General features: G+C 41.4%; 16 protein-coding genes. 11 read left to right on the top strand and 5 right to left on the bottom strand.

Going from position 1 to position 15,251, the window contains the following annotated elements; all coding sequences use genetic code 11:
- The first annotated feature begins 30 nt into the window (after positions 1-30).
- The gene (locus tag EOPP23_RS19500) at positions 31-1,089 is read left to right on the top strand and encodes a hybrid-cluster NAD(P)-dependent oxidoreductase (RefSeq protein ID WP_153767678.1); all 1,059 of its coding nucleotides are present in this window, start codon (positions 31-33) and stop codon (positions 1,087-1,089) included.
- 76 nt (positions 1,090-1,165) lie between these two features.
- Here EOPP23_RS19500 and EOPP23_RS19495 read toward each other — a convergent pair whose 3' ends face one another.
- Positions 1,166-2,248 (bottom strand): hypothetical protein, encoded by a 1,083-nt coding sequence (locus EOPP23_RS19495; protein WP_153767677.1) that lies wholly within the window; start codon positions 2,246-2,248, stop codon positions 1,166-1,168.
- Positions 2,249-2,609: 361 nt separating this feature from the next.
- Here EOPP23_RS19495 and EOPP23_RS19490 point away from each other — a divergent pair, with 361 nt between their 5' ends.
- The 3 genes from EOPP23_RS19490 (at position 2,610) to EOPP23_RS19480 (ending at position 5,452) form a co-directional block, all read left to right on the top strand.
- Positions 2,610-2,918, top strand: coding sequence for a hypothetical protein (locus tag EOPP23_RS19490; protein WP_153767676.1), 309 nt, complete (start codon positions 2,610-2,612; stop codon positions 2,916-2,918).
- A complete protein-coding gene (locus tag EOPP23_RS19485) occupies positions 2,902-3,075 on the top strand; it encodes a hypothetical protein (RefSeq protein ID WP_153767675.1) in 174 nt (57 codons plus the stop codon). Before EOPP23_RS19490 ends, EOPP23_RS19485 begins: the two co-directional genes overlap by 17 nt.
- A gap of 280 nt (positions 3,076-3,355) precedes the next feature.
- Positions 3,356-5,452, top strand: a complete 2,097-nt coding sequence (locus tag EOPP23_RS19480) for a hypothetical protein (RefSeq protein WP_153767674.1) — start codon at positions 3,356-3,358, stop codon at positions 5,450-5,452.
- Positions 5,453-5,496: 44 nt separating this feature from the next.
- Here the strand turns inward: EOPP23_RS19480 and EOPP23_RS21675 are convergent, their stop codons facing one another.
- From EOPP23_RS21675 to EOPP23_RS19460, 4 genes are all read right to left on the bottom strand, one after another.
- On the bottom strand, positions 5,497-5,826 hold the full coding sequence (locus EOPP23_RS21675) for a hypothetical protein (RefSeq protein ID WP_153767673.1): 330 nt from the start codon (positions 5,824-5,826) through the stop codon (positions 5,497-5,499).
- Positions 5,789-6,529 (bottom strand): protein kinase, encoded by a 741-nt coding sequence (locus EOPP23_RS19470; RefSeq protein ID WP_153767672.1) that lies wholly within the window; start codon positions 6,527-6,529, stop codon positions 5,789-5,791. The genes EOPP23_RS21675 and EOPP23_RS19470 overlap by 38 nt, the downstream gene beginning before the upstream one ends.
- Positions 6,530-6,590: 61 nt before the next feature.
- Positions 6,591-8,948: a DNA polymerase II gene (locus EOPP23_RS19465; protein ID WP_153767671.1), complete on the bottom strand. Its 2,358-nt coding sequence runs from the start codon at positions 8,946-8,948 to the stop codon at positions 6,591-6,593.
- A gap of 315 nt (positions 8,949-9,263) precedes the next feature.
- Positions 9,264-10,214, bottom strand: a complete 951-nt coding sequence (locus tag EOPP23_RS19460) for an integron integrase (RefSeq protein WP_153767670.1) — start codon at positions 10,212-10,214, stop codon at positions 9,264-9,266.
- A 302-nt stretch (positions 10,215-10,516) separates the two neighbouring features.
- Here EOPP23_RS19460 and EOPP23_RS19455 point away from each other — a divergent pair, with 302 nt between their 5' ends.
- The 7 genes from EOPP23_RS19455 to EOPP23_RS19425 all read left to right on the top strand — a co-directional run bounded on the left by EOPP23_RS19455 (position 10,517) and on the right by EOPP23_RS19425 (position 15,133).
- On the top strand, positions 10,517-11,623 hold the full coding sequence (locus tag EOPP23_RS19455; RefSeq protein ID WP_228550805.1) for a hypothetical protein: 1,107 nt from the start codon (positions 10,517-10,519) through the stop codon (positions 11,621-11,623).
- A 162-nt stretch (positions 11,624-11,785) separates the two neighbouring features.
- A complete protein-coding gene (locus EOPP23_RS19450) occupies positions 11,786-12,079 on the top strand; it encodes a hypothetical protein (protein ID WP_153767669.1) in 294 nt (97 codons plus the stop codon).
- Positions 12,080-12,172: 93 nt separating this feature from the next.
- Positions 12,173-12,796, top strand: coding sequence for a LysE family translocator (locus EOPP23_RS19445; protein ID WP_153767668.1), 624 nt, complete (start codon positions 12,173-12,175; stop codon positions 12,794-12,796).
- 84 nt (positions 12,797-12,880) lie between these two features.
- Entirely contained in the window at positions 12,881-13,366 is a 486-nt protein-coding gene (locus EOPP23_RS19440) for a hypothetical protein (RefSeq protein WP_194842685.1), read from the top strand.
- Between the two features lie 91 nt (positions 13,367-13,457).
- Positions 13,458-13,880 (top strand): zinc-ribbon domain containing protein, encoded by a 423-nt coding sequence (locus EOPP23_RS19435; protein WP_153767666.1) that lies wholly within the window; start codon positions 13,458-13,460, stop codon positions 13,878-13,880.
- 118 nt (positions 13,881-13,998) lie between these two features.
- Positions 13,999-14,535 carry an RNA 2'-phosphotransferase gene (locus tag EOPP23_RS19430; protein WP_153767665.1) on the top strand — a complete coding sequence of 179 codons (537 nt, stop codon included), beginning with the start codon at positions 13,999-14,001 and terminating at the stop codon, positions 14,533-14,535.
- 127 nt (positions 14,536-14,662) lie between these two features.
- Positions 14,663-15,133, top strand: coding sequence for a hypothetical protein (locus tag EOPP23_RS19425; protein WP_153767664.1), 471 nt, complete (start codon positions 14,663-14,665; stop codon positions 15,131-15,133).
- The last annotated feature ends 118 nt before the right edge of the window (positions 15,134-15,251 follow it).

Raw genomic sequence — 15,251 nt, 5'->3', positions numbered from 1 at the left:
CTACTACAGAGTCAACGCTAGAGATTATTTATGCATCAAGATGCCAGTCATAAGGAATGGGAAAGTGCGCCACTGCAATGGGCGGCTGTAGATGGAACAACCAACCTGATTTGCCAGAAGGTGATTCAGGAAACCCACGACGTTAAAACCTTTGTTTTCCAGACACCGAAGCTATCCCGCTTTAATTATAAGGCTGGTCAGTTTGTGACCTTGCAGCTGGAGATTAAAGGCGAGCCTGTTTCCCGAACTTATACCATCAGCTCTACGCCTTCTCGTCCTTATACCCTTGAGTTAACGATTAAGAAGGTTGACGGCGGCAAGGTGTCTGGCTGGCTGCTGGATAATCTTAAGGAAGGTCATCGTGTAGTTGCTACGGCACCGGCTGGTATTTTTAACCTTGCCGATGTTGATGCTGACAAGGTTCTGTTCCTAAGTGCTGGTTGTGGCATTACACCAATGATGTCCATGAGCCGCTGGTTACAGGACACCTGTTCAACGGTTGATGCCCGCTTTATTCACAGTGCCCGTTCGGAGCAGGATATTATTTTCCATAACGAATTGGAGTTGATGGCGAAGAAGTCGTCTTTCTTCAGTGCGGATTATGTACTGGAAGATAAGGATGGCTTTCTGACTCAGGAAAAACTGCAGCAACTGGTACCTGACTTACACAGTCGTACGATCTTTGTCTGTGGTCCCGCGCCTTATATGGAAGCGGTGAAAGTTATGGTGGCTGAGTCCGGCTTTAATATGGACAACTACCATGAAGAAAGCTTTGGTGGCGAGATGATGCCGAAGAAAGAGGCGTCACTTGTCAAAGAAGGTGAAGCCGGTTTAAGTGTCAGCCTGCAGAAGAGTGGCAAGGTGGGTGTGGTTAATCCGGGTGACCTGTTGATAGATGCATTGGAAGCCCAGAAGGCTCCCGTAGTTGCAGCTTGCCGTGCCGGTGTCTGTGGTGCCTGTAAGGTTCAGATCATTGACGGTGAAGTGGAAAGCTCCAGCCAGATGACACTGACACCTGAAGAAATTGAGCAGGGTTATGTATTGTCCTGCTGTTCAACGGTTAAATCTGATGTAGCTGTGGCCGTATAAATTGAGCCTTTAGCTTCTTTAGAAAAAGAAATTAATAAAAAACCTGTTTCTGTATAAAACGGAAGCAGGTTTTTTATTATTCAAACCCAGTCGTTAATTGTTCACCCTTTAAGTGGATCAGAGTGACTATATTTTCTTCTTGTGTCGTATGACCCTGGCGATAAATATTCTGCAGATAATGGCCTGGTGAATCCCTTTCTTGTTCAAACTGATAGCGATCGCTGTCCAGCTTATACCAGTGTCCATCCTTGCTACGACGGAAGCAGACAAAGTGGCTGCTGAGACCGGTACCGATAATAATCCGGTCACTTGTCATGGCATCCAGATCATTTGCTAGTTGCTGACTCATTACGGCACTGGTGAGTGTGATATCTTCAGCCTTTATGCCGGTTGCAGTGGGGTCAGCTTCCGATAGTGCCTGCTTTAAAAAAGGTAAGAACTCTTCGCCGTCCATAGGGTCGCCTGAACCTGTGAGAGGAAGCATGGGTTTACCTAAAAAAGCATTGGCTGCATGAAAAGGGCAGAAATGTTTCTTCTGGGGCTCTATATAGAATGGGGGGCCATTCTCTGCCAGGGGAGTGTGCAGGAGAATGTAATTGACGGGCGGTTGAGTAACTGAATTCGCTATCAAACCGTTGATCAAGTCAGCTGTTGCCTGATAGGAGTCACTCTGTAGCTCTGAGCGGGCATTGAGAGTGAGTGATGCTGAAAACCGCTGTAATTTGGCGGCAAATTCAGCTTGTGATGAGGAGTGCTGACAGTGCTTCAGAAAATCCCGGATTTTGACTTCGCTGTCATGCAGAAAATGCGTGAATGCCTCCTGAGAGGTAAATGTGTCGGCTAGTTTGTCCTTGATGATCTCTGAAACAGTTTTTAACTCTGTTTGTAAAAATGCTGTGTCGGTCGTAATGGCGTGAAGGGTTGTCCTCAGCTCACCGACGGTTTCAGTTGATAGTTTAAGCTGCCTAAGTTGACTTCCTCTTTGCGAAGGCAGGCTTGCGACAAAGTGTTTGAGACCGGTATTCAGACGTGTCGACTTTCTTCCGTTGAATAACCCTCTGAGCTCACAGAAAGAACCATCACTCTCTTGCCCGAGCTTTGCAGCGTCTGGGAGCCCTGTAATCGAGTGTCTAAGCTCGCAAAATTTCTGTAGATCCATAGGAAGAATAAACTCTGTTTGCCTGAGTCACTTATCGGCACATCTCGAAAGCGAGCCAGTCACTTAAGACCACTCCTTAAGGTATTCTTTATCTGCTTTCACTGCCGGTTTGAGAAGGATACCAATGGTGGAGGCATCAACGTGCAAGCCTTTAAGCCATGCTGCACATGCTGCACAGTTTCGAATGCTGGCACTGACGGTGGTGTCGAAGATATGGTTTGCATATGTTTTGATCTAAGTACCCGAACATATGAATTCATAAGCTATATCCCCGCCACCGGCGGGGATATAGCCATTTAATATTCGATTACGTGCGTCTACACACTTATGTTGTTTAAAATAACTTATTCAGCAGCCACTCATGGTATCTGTTTTGGTAAGACGGATCATTCTCATTATTTCCAGTTGCTGGTTTCTGGTGACTGGCTGTTCTCATCAATATGAACGGGGTGATAAACCTTTTCCCGCTGGCAGCTGGCTGTTATTAAACCCGGAAGACTATGGCCATGATATTATTTTCAGTGCTCTGATGATTGGTTCTGCTCAAAGTGATGACTCGGAATTTCAAAAAGGTCAGGTAATGTTCGCTTTGATAGAAAAAAAATCGAAGTCATGGTTGCACAGACTATATCGGGCAGGGTTATCTTCAACCGTTGATTGCCAGCACTAATTGGGCGCTTTTTATTGAAGGTGAGCATATGGGGGCGATTCAGGTAAGGAGGGAGCTGCTGGAGCTGACACCTGTCGAAGGCAAGCCTCTTCGGTTTGTGCAGCAAAACGAAGAGATACTGGATCAGGAGTTGGAAAAGAGGTGCCAGAAGAAATAACGAAAAATTTTAAAGCTAAATTCTATCTGAGTAATTGAAATAACGTCTACGCAACGTCAAGCTCCCACTAGTAGTGGAATGGGATGATAGTTCCAGAATATTCGTAGGATAGTTAAGCATACTTAATTTGGTGAAACAGATAGAGCTGTATTGCTTATCAAAATATAAAGAACTTTTTATAAAAAATATTGTCCCACTATGGTAAACGGGACAGAATAAATCACCCTGTGAGTTGTTTCTGCCTAAGATTGCTTAATTGTTCATTTGAAAAGGCTGGAATATGCGAGGTTATTGGTTTTTCATTTTATGTATGTTGCTAACGCCAGTATTTTCTTTGGCTCAAGGTGCTTCTGGAGAGCCGGAGACAAAAGCGTTAACCCAGGAAGGTGAAATTGAGGCTCTTTCGAAAGATTTCAGACTTTATCGTGCAACCCAAATGGTTCCTAGTAGATTTGAGGATGACGATGAAGTTCGATATCTTGATGCCATAAAAGTCAAATTAAATAATTATGTTTATAATAAAAATGAAATTTATGATCTCTTTGAATCAGCGCTTGCGCTAAGAAAAACTGCATTAATTGATGTTTTTCTTTACAGTGAACGTAATTTCCCCATAGCCGATGAATCACTCGGTGATTGCTTTAAACTGATGAAAGAAATAAAGCGGAGTCTTCGCTTTCCAGAGAAAATAAAAAAACACACTGCAATCTTATCCAGGATTATGTCAGTAGTTGATCGAAAAGTACTATTGCAGCACTTGATTGATTATGCAGATTATGAAAGTTATCTGGATTTGTGGGAAGCATTTCTGGATTTAAATAAAAATCGAGAGATTTATTTTTCAGAAAAACAGCTTGAGCAAATTCTCTCTTATGATTATTTCGAGCCAACTCTGGCTGTTTTTGATAAGAAGAAACGGCGCCCTCTATTGTTAATGATGTTCGCTCATCCATCCTTTAATGAAGCGTTTCAGCGTTATATGAACAATGTAACAGAAAGGCAGGCAAATATTTCAAAGCTCGCTACAAGAAATATGATGGCGCTGAGTTTTGCCAAATTTGTTTATGAACACCAGACAAATAAGGACGTTGATTTCAGCGCTTCATCAGAGCAGCAAACTGGCGTGCATGACCGCTCATGGGACATGGGCGCTAACATGGCGAAAGTGATCAGTGGTTACTGGGAAGGGCTTGATCATGAAGAAAAATATTCTGTGGTTAAAACCGCCCTGAAAGCTGACTACAGTTCGCAGGTCGATGTCTGGCTGCAAGCTACTGTGTTTGGTTGGAGGTCTTATCTGCATCTGTTGACGGAAGCAGCCCGAACACCGAGTGGCGCACTTGCTGTGCTGAACAATATTCCAGAGTTTATGCACAGTAAACTGTGGGAAGAAACTGAACTTCTGTATACTTTATTTAATTACGAAGATGAAGAAATTACCAAAATACTTCATGCCGCTTCCATGCAAGAGGAAAACAAGGACAGTTTTGATGCTTACTTTGGTAAAGCCATAGCCTTTGGCCCAGACATCCGACATTCTTTTTATATGATTCATTCCGGCTTTAATATTGATTTTAAACGTCACAGAGAGACTTATAATGATCATCTTTTGAATATTTTTCGCTCGAGGGTATTTGTTCGTTTTGATACCTGGCTTCAGCTGAAGGAACTCTGGTCTTCGTTCTATTTGAATGACGGATTCTCATCGTCAACATTAGAGACAGAGTATCAGGAAGGGTATCGTTCATCAGAGGGTATATTTGCGTCGCTTGTTCAATATTTCGCGAGCTCATCGGGTGATTCATTGTCGACAGACAGAATCGACTTGTCCGAATTGATGAAAACATTGTCCCATGGAAATATAACGGCTGATACTATTGCTCTGATTGTGCTTGAGTCGGATAGAAGGGGAGAAGACCTTCCTGATGGTCTTTTCGAGTTTGCATTCAACGATGTGATTACTCTGATGAATTTTTTACACGAAGGCTCAAACCCGGATGACGAGTACGGGGAAACATATGATCGAGAGAACCTTCTCGACCTGATGCGAATCATTACCGCTAACCTTACCAGAATGGCTAAGCGTGACTTCGCAATGTCGAACAGGCCGATTTTGGAAGTAAGAGAGCGTTCTTATCATGACGATAAGTATGAAAATGTTGGACATCTTGTCAATGAATTTTGGGATGTGAACTTGTACCCTGTTGAGTTACAAAAGATTTTGATAAACGAATTTTTACCTTTCTTGTCGATTGATACATATTGCCAGATCGTCAGGAAATCAATCGAAAGTAACCTGGAATTCCTGAGCTATCTGAATGAATCAGAGGAGAGTCGACAACAGTATTTTGTTGATTCGCAGGAGTGTAGTGAGTAGTGATAGGCTCAACTCAAGAGGTTGAGCTGCTGATTTCTTTCGATTTAAGTGTCATCATCGGAGCCTTCACTCATATAGCCAGTGTAATGTCTCTCGCTGATGCTTTGGATAATATCTTCTGCTGTTACCCGGTGTTTAGGGTTCTTGTTTAGCATTCCTTCAAAAAGGTCTTCTGCAAGCTCTGACTCAAAAGGCGTGTTCTCAAGAATATAGAAAACTTTACGTGCAATAACGTTGTGGAGGTGTTCAAACCCGTTGCAGAAGTGGGTCTTTAAATTTCCGTCTGTATCTTCGATATTTTTTATTAAAATTGGCAGTTTGCCTGTTTCAGCTAATTCAGGAAACAGTTCTTTTTCTGTTAATAGCCAATACATAAGGCAGCCCAGCGACCAGATGTCTGAGGCGGTCAGCCAGCCAGCCAGCTGGCCAGTCTTCTTTCCAGCCAGGAACGGCGAGCCAGTTAATATCACGGTACTGAGGTGTACCTTTTCTCTCTTGATTGATTTCTCTCGACTTTAATTCGCAAGCTTCGCCAAAGTCGATGATTTTGATCTGACCCTTTTCACTGACCAGAGTATTCTGGTGCTTGATATCTCTGTGAACAATCTGTTTTTCATGGATGTATTTTAATCCTTTTGCGACTTCTCCAATAATCCTCAACATCTCACCCTGATGACAAATGAATGGAGCTTTCAGGTTTTTTGCTGAGTATAAGGCTTGTATTTCATACAGGCTTTTACCCCCATATTCTAAATTAAGAGTGGGCAACTCTGCTGACTCGTCGAAAGAAAGCAACTTAATAATGTTTGGGTGTGACAGGCTTGCCAAGATATGTCTTTCCCGAATGATAGCCTGTTTTTCCTTCTCAGCTAACTTTGCAGGCGAGGCTGTATGGCAGGAAGAGAGAGGGGCTTTTTGTACAAAAAAACCTTTGTCAGCCTTCAGAACAGAGACACTTCTGAATCCACCTCTCAGAAAGACAACAGCATTACGCTTAGGTTGCTCAGCATCCTTCTGAAGAGATAGGTTAGCCAAGCCTGCATCAATGCTTTTACTTTTTGGAAGTGGTGTTGCCATATGAAACGTAGCGGGGTTCCCCTGGGGTGTCAGTATCCATAACGAGGTTGTTTTATTAAGGTCAGAACAGCAATAGTTGATCGTCGACAATCTGGCTGAAATTATAGTCAGTGAAGGGTAAGATGGCGTCTGCAACGGGTTGAAGCTGCTTCTCTATATAGTGCTGGTAATCAATATTTCCGGTCTGAAACTCAATGGGTTCAGGGCCATTGGTCGTGATGAGATAGTTAATCCAGCCCTTGTTGGCATAACGGGCAGATTTTCCCTGCTGTAAATAGAGTTCATCGGCTCTACGTGCCGCCTTAACCTGTGGTGGAATATTCTTGGTATACTCTTTCAACTTTTTGCGCAATCGTTTTCGATAGACCAGCTGGTGATCTCGCTTGCCCGCTAAAGTCTCAGTGACCGTTTTTTTGATTAAGTCGACTGGCGACAGATCATTAAAAACCAGTTGATAAAGTTCTGTTTGAAACTCTTTGGCTAATGTCGTCCAGTCTGATCGAACAGTTTCCAGCCCCTTGAAGACCATTTCAGTTCCTGAATCGGTCTGCTTCAATCCGGCGTAACGTTTTTTGCTGCCAGTCTCGGAACCTCGTATCGTCGGCATCAGAAAACGACAGTAGTGGGTTTCATATTCCAGTTCCAGAAAGCAATCGAGATTAAAATCGTTTGTCAGTGTTTCCTGCCAGCGTTGATTGATCATGGTGACCAGAGACTGACCAATAGCGTCAGCCTGCTGGTGGTTGAGCTGGTCGTTCAACAACACAAAGGTAGAGTCTGTGTCGCCGTAAATCACCTTATGACCTTCCGCTTCTATCCATTTTGCGGTTGTCTGCATAATACTGTGACCACGCATGGTAATAGAACTGGCCAGACGAGTGTCGTAGAACCGGCAACCACCGGAGCCTAAAACACCGTAAAAGGAGTTCATCAGTATTTTAATGGCATGAGAGCGAGCACTGTCTTGTTCTTTTTTGGCTTCGTCACGTTGTTGCCAGAGTGAGGTAATGATCTCTGGAAGAAAGTGCTGGTCTCTTGAAAACAAGCCACCGCGAAAACCCGGGATAGCATCCTGTGGATTCTGCAGCCCCTCAATCAAACCCAGAGGGTCAATCCTGAAGGTACGAATGATGGCTGGATAAAGGCTTTTAAAATCCAGAACCAGAACATTCTTATAAAGACCCGGAATGGAGTTCATCACATAGCCACCAGGCGAAGCTAAGCCACCGCCTTCAGGCAGATTAGGTGCGATATACCCTGCGCGGTGTAGCTTTGGTAGATAGAGATTGGTAAAGGCCTGAACCGAACCACCCATTCGATCCAGTTCAAGGCCGGTTAAATGACTGCGCAAGCGAAGAAAATCAAGCAACCGTGTTTTCTCAAACACCTCGGAAACAAGGCGACAGTCTTCCAGATTATATCGAGCCAGCTTTTGCTTGTTATGCAGGAAATCATGGTTAATGGCGGCCATGCGATTGTCGACATCTTCAGTCTGCTTTCCTTTGCCAAGCAGTGCCTGAGCCACAAACTCGAGGCTGAAACTGTCAAAGTGATAGATGGCCGCTTTGAGGGCATCTATACCATCTATTACGGTACGACCAGGAATGTCAATAAAGCCCTGATTGATTTCACCTTTTCTGTCCCGCCAACGGGCAGAGCGATTACCACGGCCAATGGTCAGAGAGATCTGGTGATAATCAGCTCTTTTAACCAAAAGGCGACAATCAAAGTTGATGACATTCCAGCCAATAATAATGTCTGGATCTACGGCACTTAATTCATCGATGAATGCAGATAACAACGCTTTTTCATCTTTAACCCAGCAAATCCAGTCTTCAGAGGGCTCCGGGTTACCAATCATGATGACTTTTTCATAATGATCACCCTGCAAACCAATAGAGTAGAGTTCCCCATCGTAAGAGCATTCAATATCCAGTGATACGACAGAAAAATCAGGTGCGAACTGAACTGGACGAATTTGACCTTCCGTTACTTCCAGATAACCTACCTTTTGTGTAGCAGAGCCTGTGAACTCCATGTCGCCGTAGACAAATCGTTCCATCAAAAAGCGGTCGTGCAGACGGATATCTGATTCAAACAGGCCGATGCCCTTTTGCCGTAATAGATATCGGGCTTTGGACGCGCCTTTTATAGTCAAGAAATAGAAGGCAGTAACGGGTTGTTGATCAAAGCGTTTTAACGTCAGCTCTTTGCTTTCATAAGGCAAACCCGCTTTCTGCAACACAGAACGTATACATTCATGGTCAGACTGACTGGAAAAGAAGACAGGCTTTTCATTGTCAATCATTAACCGGACAGCCTGCGATTCTCCCCGAAGCCAGAGCTCTATGCGAGTCGTGTTCCCGATGTCATAACTGTTACGGGAAATAAGAAAACCGCGCTGGATGGATGCTGGCATACTGTCCGTCTATAAGATGCTGGAATACCATCATAAATCAGAGCAGTGCTGGTCAGCAAAATAAGCCAATGTTGAGTAACCCTATATTTTTCAGGCATGGCAACTAATGCATATTGGTTAATGTGAGAGGTGCGGTTAGTGGTTATTAATACTGCGACTTCAGCGAATAACAAATTTCATATTTATTAATCTATTAATTGAATGATGTCGTCTGTAAAATACGAGCAAAATGAGCAGATGCTCACACGAACAAGAAAGCTAAAGGGAACTATGCTTCCAGCCTGATGTGGTTGAAATCCTCGTGCGGTAGCGTGGTTAAATATCTGCAGGACTTATAACGGCTCGCCCGCCTTTGTTGAGAACATGGGTGTAAATCATCGTCGTATTAACATTTGTGTGTCCTAACAGCTCCTGTACCGTTCTAATGTCGTAACCATTTTCCAGAAGGTGTGTCGCGAAACTGTGCCGAAAGGTATGGCAGCTTGCCGGTTTATTAATGCCTGCTTTATGAACAGCAATCTTGACCGATTTCTGGATGTTCCGTTCACTGATATGGTGACGACCTGAACGTCCGGTGATGGGGTCTCTCGATATTAGTTGGCTGGCAAAAACATATTGCCAGGCTAACTCATTTCCAGCGTTAGGATATTTCTTCGCAAGTGCATTGGGCAGATGAACGAAGTTAATGCTTTTAAGCTGAGCTTCTTCATGAAGCACTCTTGATTTATCTATATGAAGTTTAAGTGAAGGGATGGCGACCTTTGGTAGAACAGTCATACGGTCTTTACCGCCTTTGCCATGACGAACAGTAATTTCCATTCTGCCGAGATCAACGTCTTTAATTCGAAGTCGCATGGCTTCCATAAGTCGTAAGCCGGAACCGTACATAAGTTGAGAAACCAGTAACGGAGTATCTTTCATATGTGCCAAAACCCTGTTGACCTCATCAGCAGAAAGCACAACAGGTAATTTCTTTGGTTTTCGGGCATTAAGCCAGTCGCTTATTGTTATGTTTTCATATCCCAATACGTGTTTATAAAGAAAGACAATGGCACTGAGCGCTTGTTGTTGGGTACTGATGGCCACGTGATGTTTCATCACAAGATGAGTTAGAAAATCTCTGACGTGATTACCTTTCAAAGAGTCAGGGTGTTTCATTCCATGAAATTTAATGAATTTTTTTATCCACCACCAGTAAGACCTTTCTGTCGACAAAGAGTAGTTTGCGCTACGAATTGCGATACGGAACTGTTCCTGAAGTCTCATTGCTTATACGAACTGTTTTTCTACAAAGACAGAAAAATAGTTCGTATAAGCAATTTTGCCAGTATATTTTCAAGCTTACTGCCCGAGTGTCTCCAGATGGATCGGAAAAGCCTCTTCTCATGAACGGCAATTATATGAAAGCTGTTTTGCGAACTCGAATTTATGTGCATTTTTGGCACTCTAGCCTTTGAACGTTGATGCTCTAAGGGTTAGAGTGAGTTTTTAAATAAAGGTACAGTAGGTTATATGTCGCTTGGGCGTATAAGCTGCTGTTATGTTTTTTAATCTAATTATGGAGTTATATGCAGAATCAAAATCGGGATAATTTCACCCCAAATACAAAACGTATTATGGCTGAGCGTGTTGGGTGGAGATGTTCATTTCCTGGTTGCAATATAAGCACAGTCGGCCCTGATTCTGATGATCCTACTAAAAGAATTAATAATGGAATTGCAGCGCATATATATGCAGCTGCACCGAATGGGCCGCGATTTAATCCAGAAATGACAAGAGACGAGAGAAGACACATAACTAATGGTATATGGATGTGTCGCAATCATGGAAGTCTGATTGATGTAGATTATACAGAGTACTCTGCTGCAACCTTGATTAAATGGAAAGAGCAAGCAGAAAGAAATGCCGCTGAAATTTTAAAGGAACCAGCATTAGAAGGTAATTTGAAAGGTAGCTCTTTAATACAGATAGGCAGCAAGAATATCCTGTATGCTCGCTGGAAATCAATACATCAAAAAAAATGGGATTTTGAGATTGTAAAATCAGAGATTGGCAATAGCTGCACTATAAGTGAATATGTTCTATCTTTTAGCTCTCTCCCAGAAAGTGAGCAATATGTAGTTTCAGAATCACAAGGTGATGCTCGGAAAATAAAAGATATAGAGCTCACTATAAACTCTGAAAATAAAAACATTCTTACTATAAGTGTTGAAGATAAAATAACCCCAACAGATCCTAGAAAATCAGGCACTGATATGGCTATCGGTCCTGATGGTGACATTTTTGTTGAGAATGGTAGTTTTGCGCATGTCAGTGGGATTGAAAATGCGAAGCAAATGATCTCAATATGCATGAGCACTTTGAAAGGTGAGATAGAAAGTGAAAAGGATTTAGGTTCACTCGCAACTGAATACTACAACAGAAACTCTGATGATCTGATATTGTTTTCTAGGCTCATCAAACTTGAGTTGATAAGGCTTTCACTAATCCCAATTGAAAGGAACTTTAACAAGGAACTCAGACCATCTCTTCCATTTATTAAGCGCTTTTTAGAAGTCAGTATTGTAAGTAAAGAGCTAATCCATAGCAGGATTCAAGCGTCAGTAAAACTTGAATGGGGGCATGGTGAGCAGTGGGAAGGGTTAATTCCAATATTTGTACTAACAAAAACATAACAAGAAAATCCAGGTGACGCCTACGGCGCACCTGATTTAGGCGTTAAGTGTCTGAGATCAAATTTATCATCTGGGATATTATAACTATAACAATTGTGTCTCTGTGAGATCTTTTACTGTAGATATATAAATTTATTTTTTAGCAAAATGGGTTTAATTAAAATGAAATATAAAATAATTGTCCTGCTTGTAGCGGCATTAACTATTGCTGGTTGTAGTTCTTCAAAATATAAACATAGTGTCAAACCTTCTGATTACACATTCTTAGACATTAATATTACTACTCAAGAGGATGTAAGAAATATGATGGGGGAACCAATACATATTGACAATAATTCTGATGGCAGAAGTGTCTTTTTATATTCTGCACCGTATGGAAGGAAAACTGCTCTTGTATTTTCAAAAGAAGAGATCTTAGAGAAAATTCTTGTATTCGAAAAAGATCAAGTACAATAATCGACACTTAACAAGTGCATCGTTGGGACTGTCGCCTGCGGCGCCAGCCCCACATGCAGGCGTTATGCCCACTAAAATAATAAGGAGTTAACTTTGAATTTTGAACTCTGGTCTTTGTTTTTCTTATCTTATCTATTCATCACGTTAGCGCCGGGACCGAATGTACTCTTCGTAGTACAGAACGCCGTGAAAAACGGATATAAAGAAGCAACTTTGTCTATTCTTGGCAACTTATCTTGCCAAGCTATTATCGTGGTTCTTGTAGCCTTCGGAGCTGGAGCAGTACTAGAGCAATCTCCTTTTGCATTCCTTATTCTAAAAATTATTGGTGGTGTGTATCTAATATATCTTGGAGTAATGGGGTTACTGAAAAACAGTAAAAATAATTCAACGTCTAGCCAAGAAGAAACTTTGAGTAAAGTTCCTTCAAACTTCAAGTCAGGTTTTTTGGTTTCAGCAAGTAATCCTAAAACTGTTATATTTTTATCTGCATTTTTGCCACAATTTATATCTAGTGATTACCCCATACCATCTCAGTTCATATTAATGTTCTTTACCATCAGCATTATTGTGGCTTCAGTTCACTTAACTTATTCGTATCTTGCTAGAAATATATCAAGCTCAATGAAAAGCACTAGATTCGGCAACACATTCTCGAAAATCTACAACAGTGCCTTTATTGCATTTGGTGGCGGCCTTATCTTCAGCACCAAGTAAACGTGAGCATAACAAGAGCTTTAAGGTCGTTACGGGCTTCGCCCTCCACTGGGACGCCTTCGGCGCCCCTTAAGCAGGCGTTAGGTGCAGGAGTTAATTCAATTTATGCGGATACCAATAGTAATAATATTACTTTCATCTCTTCTTATTGGTTGTGGTTTTTTTGGTGAAAAAAGAGATGAAGTTTGGTTTATGGAAAACTTCCAAAAAATAATTCAAATTAAAGGAGATGTAGAAAGCCTAAATGGACTAAATTATGTTTCACTTCCATGGAAGGGTAACTCTTATAAAGAGTTTGATCATGAACCAACTAAGGTAGAGATTGATAAATATACTGAGATATATTCAAAAATGAAAAGTCTAGGAATTCAGTCTGTATCTATAGATAGAAAAACAGGAAGTATGGATTTTATAACATATGAGGCGGGTGTATTTGGTGACATCCATCAATCATATGATTTTGTCATCAATCCGGATAGTTATATAAAAATTATTGCCACAGAGACTTGGCGATGTAAGCAAACATCTATCCAAAATTGGTATGTCTGTGAAGAACCTATTTTAAAATAATGCACCTAACAAAAAATTCCATGGGACTGTCGCCTGCTGCGCCAGCCCCTGAATTTGGCGTTATGTGTAAAAACAAAGTTCATCATTTATCATGAAGAGTGGAAAAAAACGAAAGCAAGAGATACTTGCCAAACGAAGGGCAAAGCAGAATGATGTCTTATTAAACCCTTATGAAGATATGCAGAGCCTTCCAGAAGGAACAATTCGAGCAGATCACAAAGAGCTTTCTCACAATAACACTTATGGCCCACTTCCATACTTCTATATTGACAAGTGTTATATTTGTGTTGACTGCAAATCTGAAGAGATGTGGAGTGCTAGGGATCAAAAGTGGTGGTATGAAATAGCTAAAGGGTGCATTGACTCAACAGCAATCCGCTGTTTTTCGTGTAGAAATATAATCAAAGCCGAAAAAGATCAACAAAAATCCCATATGGAAGAGAAGGCATTAGAGAAGCCCCATCCAAATAAATCGTTTCTTCAAAAGCTAGATCGTAACAAACGCAAAATATAAACACATCAGGCAGTGTGCCATTTTACACATAACAAGAACTTGGTGTTCGCCAGCAAGCTGGCTGGGACGCCTACGGCGCCCCACAAGTGGGCGTTATGTTTCTAAATCGGTATCGAGCATGAATAAAGAATTAACAAAAATATCAAAATTTCTTAGTTTCATTCTTCGGCACAAACCTGAAGCTATTGGAATATCATTGGATGAAAATGGATGGGCTTATATTGATGAAATACTCGATAAAAGTTCAGAGGAAAACATTTCCAAAGAAAATATACTTCTTGCTGTTGAAACAAATGATAAGCAAAGGTTTAGCATTGATGCCTCTGGTCAGAAAATCAGAGCAAACCAAGGTCATTCTATCGTAGTGGACTTAGAGCTTGCCGAAAATGAACCTCCTGAAATATTATTCCACGGTACTGCCAGCAGGTTTTTGCCATCTATCCGAGAGCAAGGACTTATAAAACAACAAAGACAGCATGTACATCTGTCACAGTTCAAAGAAGTTGCCCAATCGGTTGGTACAAGATACGGGAAGCCAGTCATTTTTAAAATACCAGCTAAGAAAATGTACGCTGAAGGTTATAAATTCTACAAATCAGCTAATAACGTTTGGCTTGTCAATGCTGTCCCTGCAAATTACTTAACCGAAACATAACAAGTGCTTCAAATGGGACGCCTACGGCGCCCCTTAAGCAGGCGTTATGTTCCTAAAATCATCAATCACTATGAAAGAATTAATCGACAGATTCATATATCTAGATCTAAGTACTAAGAACAAGTACATGATGCCTTTTTGGATCTTTATCTTTTCCACTGTAGTCATAATTATCTTTGACCTTTTTATACTCGATAAAGTAAGAAAAGAGGTGGTTGTTATCTCTAGTCAATATGTGAAGGAGTTTAGAGATAGTCATTGTATCGTTGAGCTTGAAGTAGATGGTAACAAGATAATAAAGCGTACAGACCCTGATACTTGTAATTATCTTTTCGATGGAAGAAAGTTAACTCTCTCTGAGACTAAAATTCTAAAAACGTGGATTGCATTATATAGCCCTATAGGGCAAAACCTCACTGGTGCATCATTTGATAGAGCAAGCATGAGTCAAGTTATTTATATGCTTTTTTCTCTCATGATTTATTTCATGACAAAACAGCCAATAGATATTCAAAATGTGGAAAAAGGGAATCTCTTTTTTGAAAAGATGTTTTTTTTAGCAATTATCAGTGTCGGCTATCAAATTATTGTCGCATAGTTAGGTAATCGTAGAATCGGAACATAACAAGTGACTGTGGCCTATAGTCAAGTTTTCAGGTGATATTTTCTCCCCAACATGTCCCGTTTTTCAGCATAGTATTCAGGATGACAATCAT

Source organism: Endozoicomonas sp. OPT23, assembly GCF_009653635.1.
Classification (GTDB): domain Bacteria; phylum Pseudomonadota; class Gammaproteobacteria; order Pseudomonadales; family Endozoicomonadaceae; genus Endozoicomonas_A.
Note: the sequence above shows the minus strand (reverse complement) of the source record. Positions and strands in the feature narration are given on the sequence as shown.

What these genes read in the sequence shown, in the direction of transcription:
- EOPP23_RS19500 (WP_153767678.1), top strand. Translation starts at nt 31, where the DNA reads ATGCATCAAGATGCCAGTCATAAGGAATGGGAAAGTGCGCCACTGCAA.
- EOPP23_RS19495 (WP_153767677.1), bottom strand. Translation starts at nt 2,248, where the DNA reads ATGGATCTACAGAAATTTTGCGAGCTTAGACACTCGATTACAGGGCTC.
- EOPP23_RS19490 (WP_153767676.1), top strand. Translation starts at nt 2,610, where the DNA reads ATGGTATCTGTTTTGGTAAGACGGATCATTCTCATTATTTCCAGTTGC.
- EOPP23_RS19480 (WP_153767674.1), top strand. Translation starts at nt 3,356, where the DNA reads ATGCGAGGTTATTGGTTTTTCATTTTATGTATGTTGCTAACGCCAGTA.
- EOPP23_RS21675 (WP_153767673.1), bottom strand. Translation starts at nt 5,826, where the DNA reads ATGTATTGGCTATTAACAGAAAAAGAACTGTTTCCTGAATTAGCTGAA.
- EOPP23_RS19470 (WP_153767672.1), bottom strand. Translation starts at nt 6,529, where the DNA reads ATGGCAACACCACTTCCAAAAAGTAAAAGCATTGATGCAGGCTTGGCT.
- EOPP23_RS19465 (WP_153767671.1), bottom strand. Translation starts at nt 8,948, where the DNA reads ATGCCAGCATCCATCCAGCGCGGTTTTCTTATTTCCCGTAACAGTTAT.
- EOPP23_RS19460 (WP_153767670.1), bottom strand. Translation starts at nt 10,214, where the DNA reads ATGAGACTTCAGGAACAGTTCCGTATCGCAATTCGTAGCGCAAACTAC.
- EOPP23_RS19455 (WP_228550805.1), top strand. Translation starts at nt 10,517, where the DNA reads ATGCAGAATCAAAATCGGGATAATTTCACCCCAAATACAAAACGTATT.
- EOPP23_RS19450 (WP_153767669.1), top strand. Translation starts at nt 11,786, where the DNA reads ATGAAATATAAAATAATTGTCCTGCTTGTAGCGGCATTAACTATTGCT.
- EOPP23_RS19435 (WP_153767666.1), top strand. Translation starts at nt 13,458, where the DNA reads ATGAAGAGTGGAAAAAAACGAAAGCAAGAGATACTTGCCAAACGAAGG.
- EOPP23_RS19430 (WP_153767665.1), top strand. Translation starts at nt 13,999, where the DNA reads ATGAATAAAGAATTAACAAAAATATCAAAATTTCTTAGTTTCATTCTT.
- EOPP23_RS19425 (WP_153767664.1), top strand. Translation starts at nt 14,663, where the DNA reads ATGATGCCTTTTTGGATCTTTATCTTTTCCACTGTAGTCATAATTATC.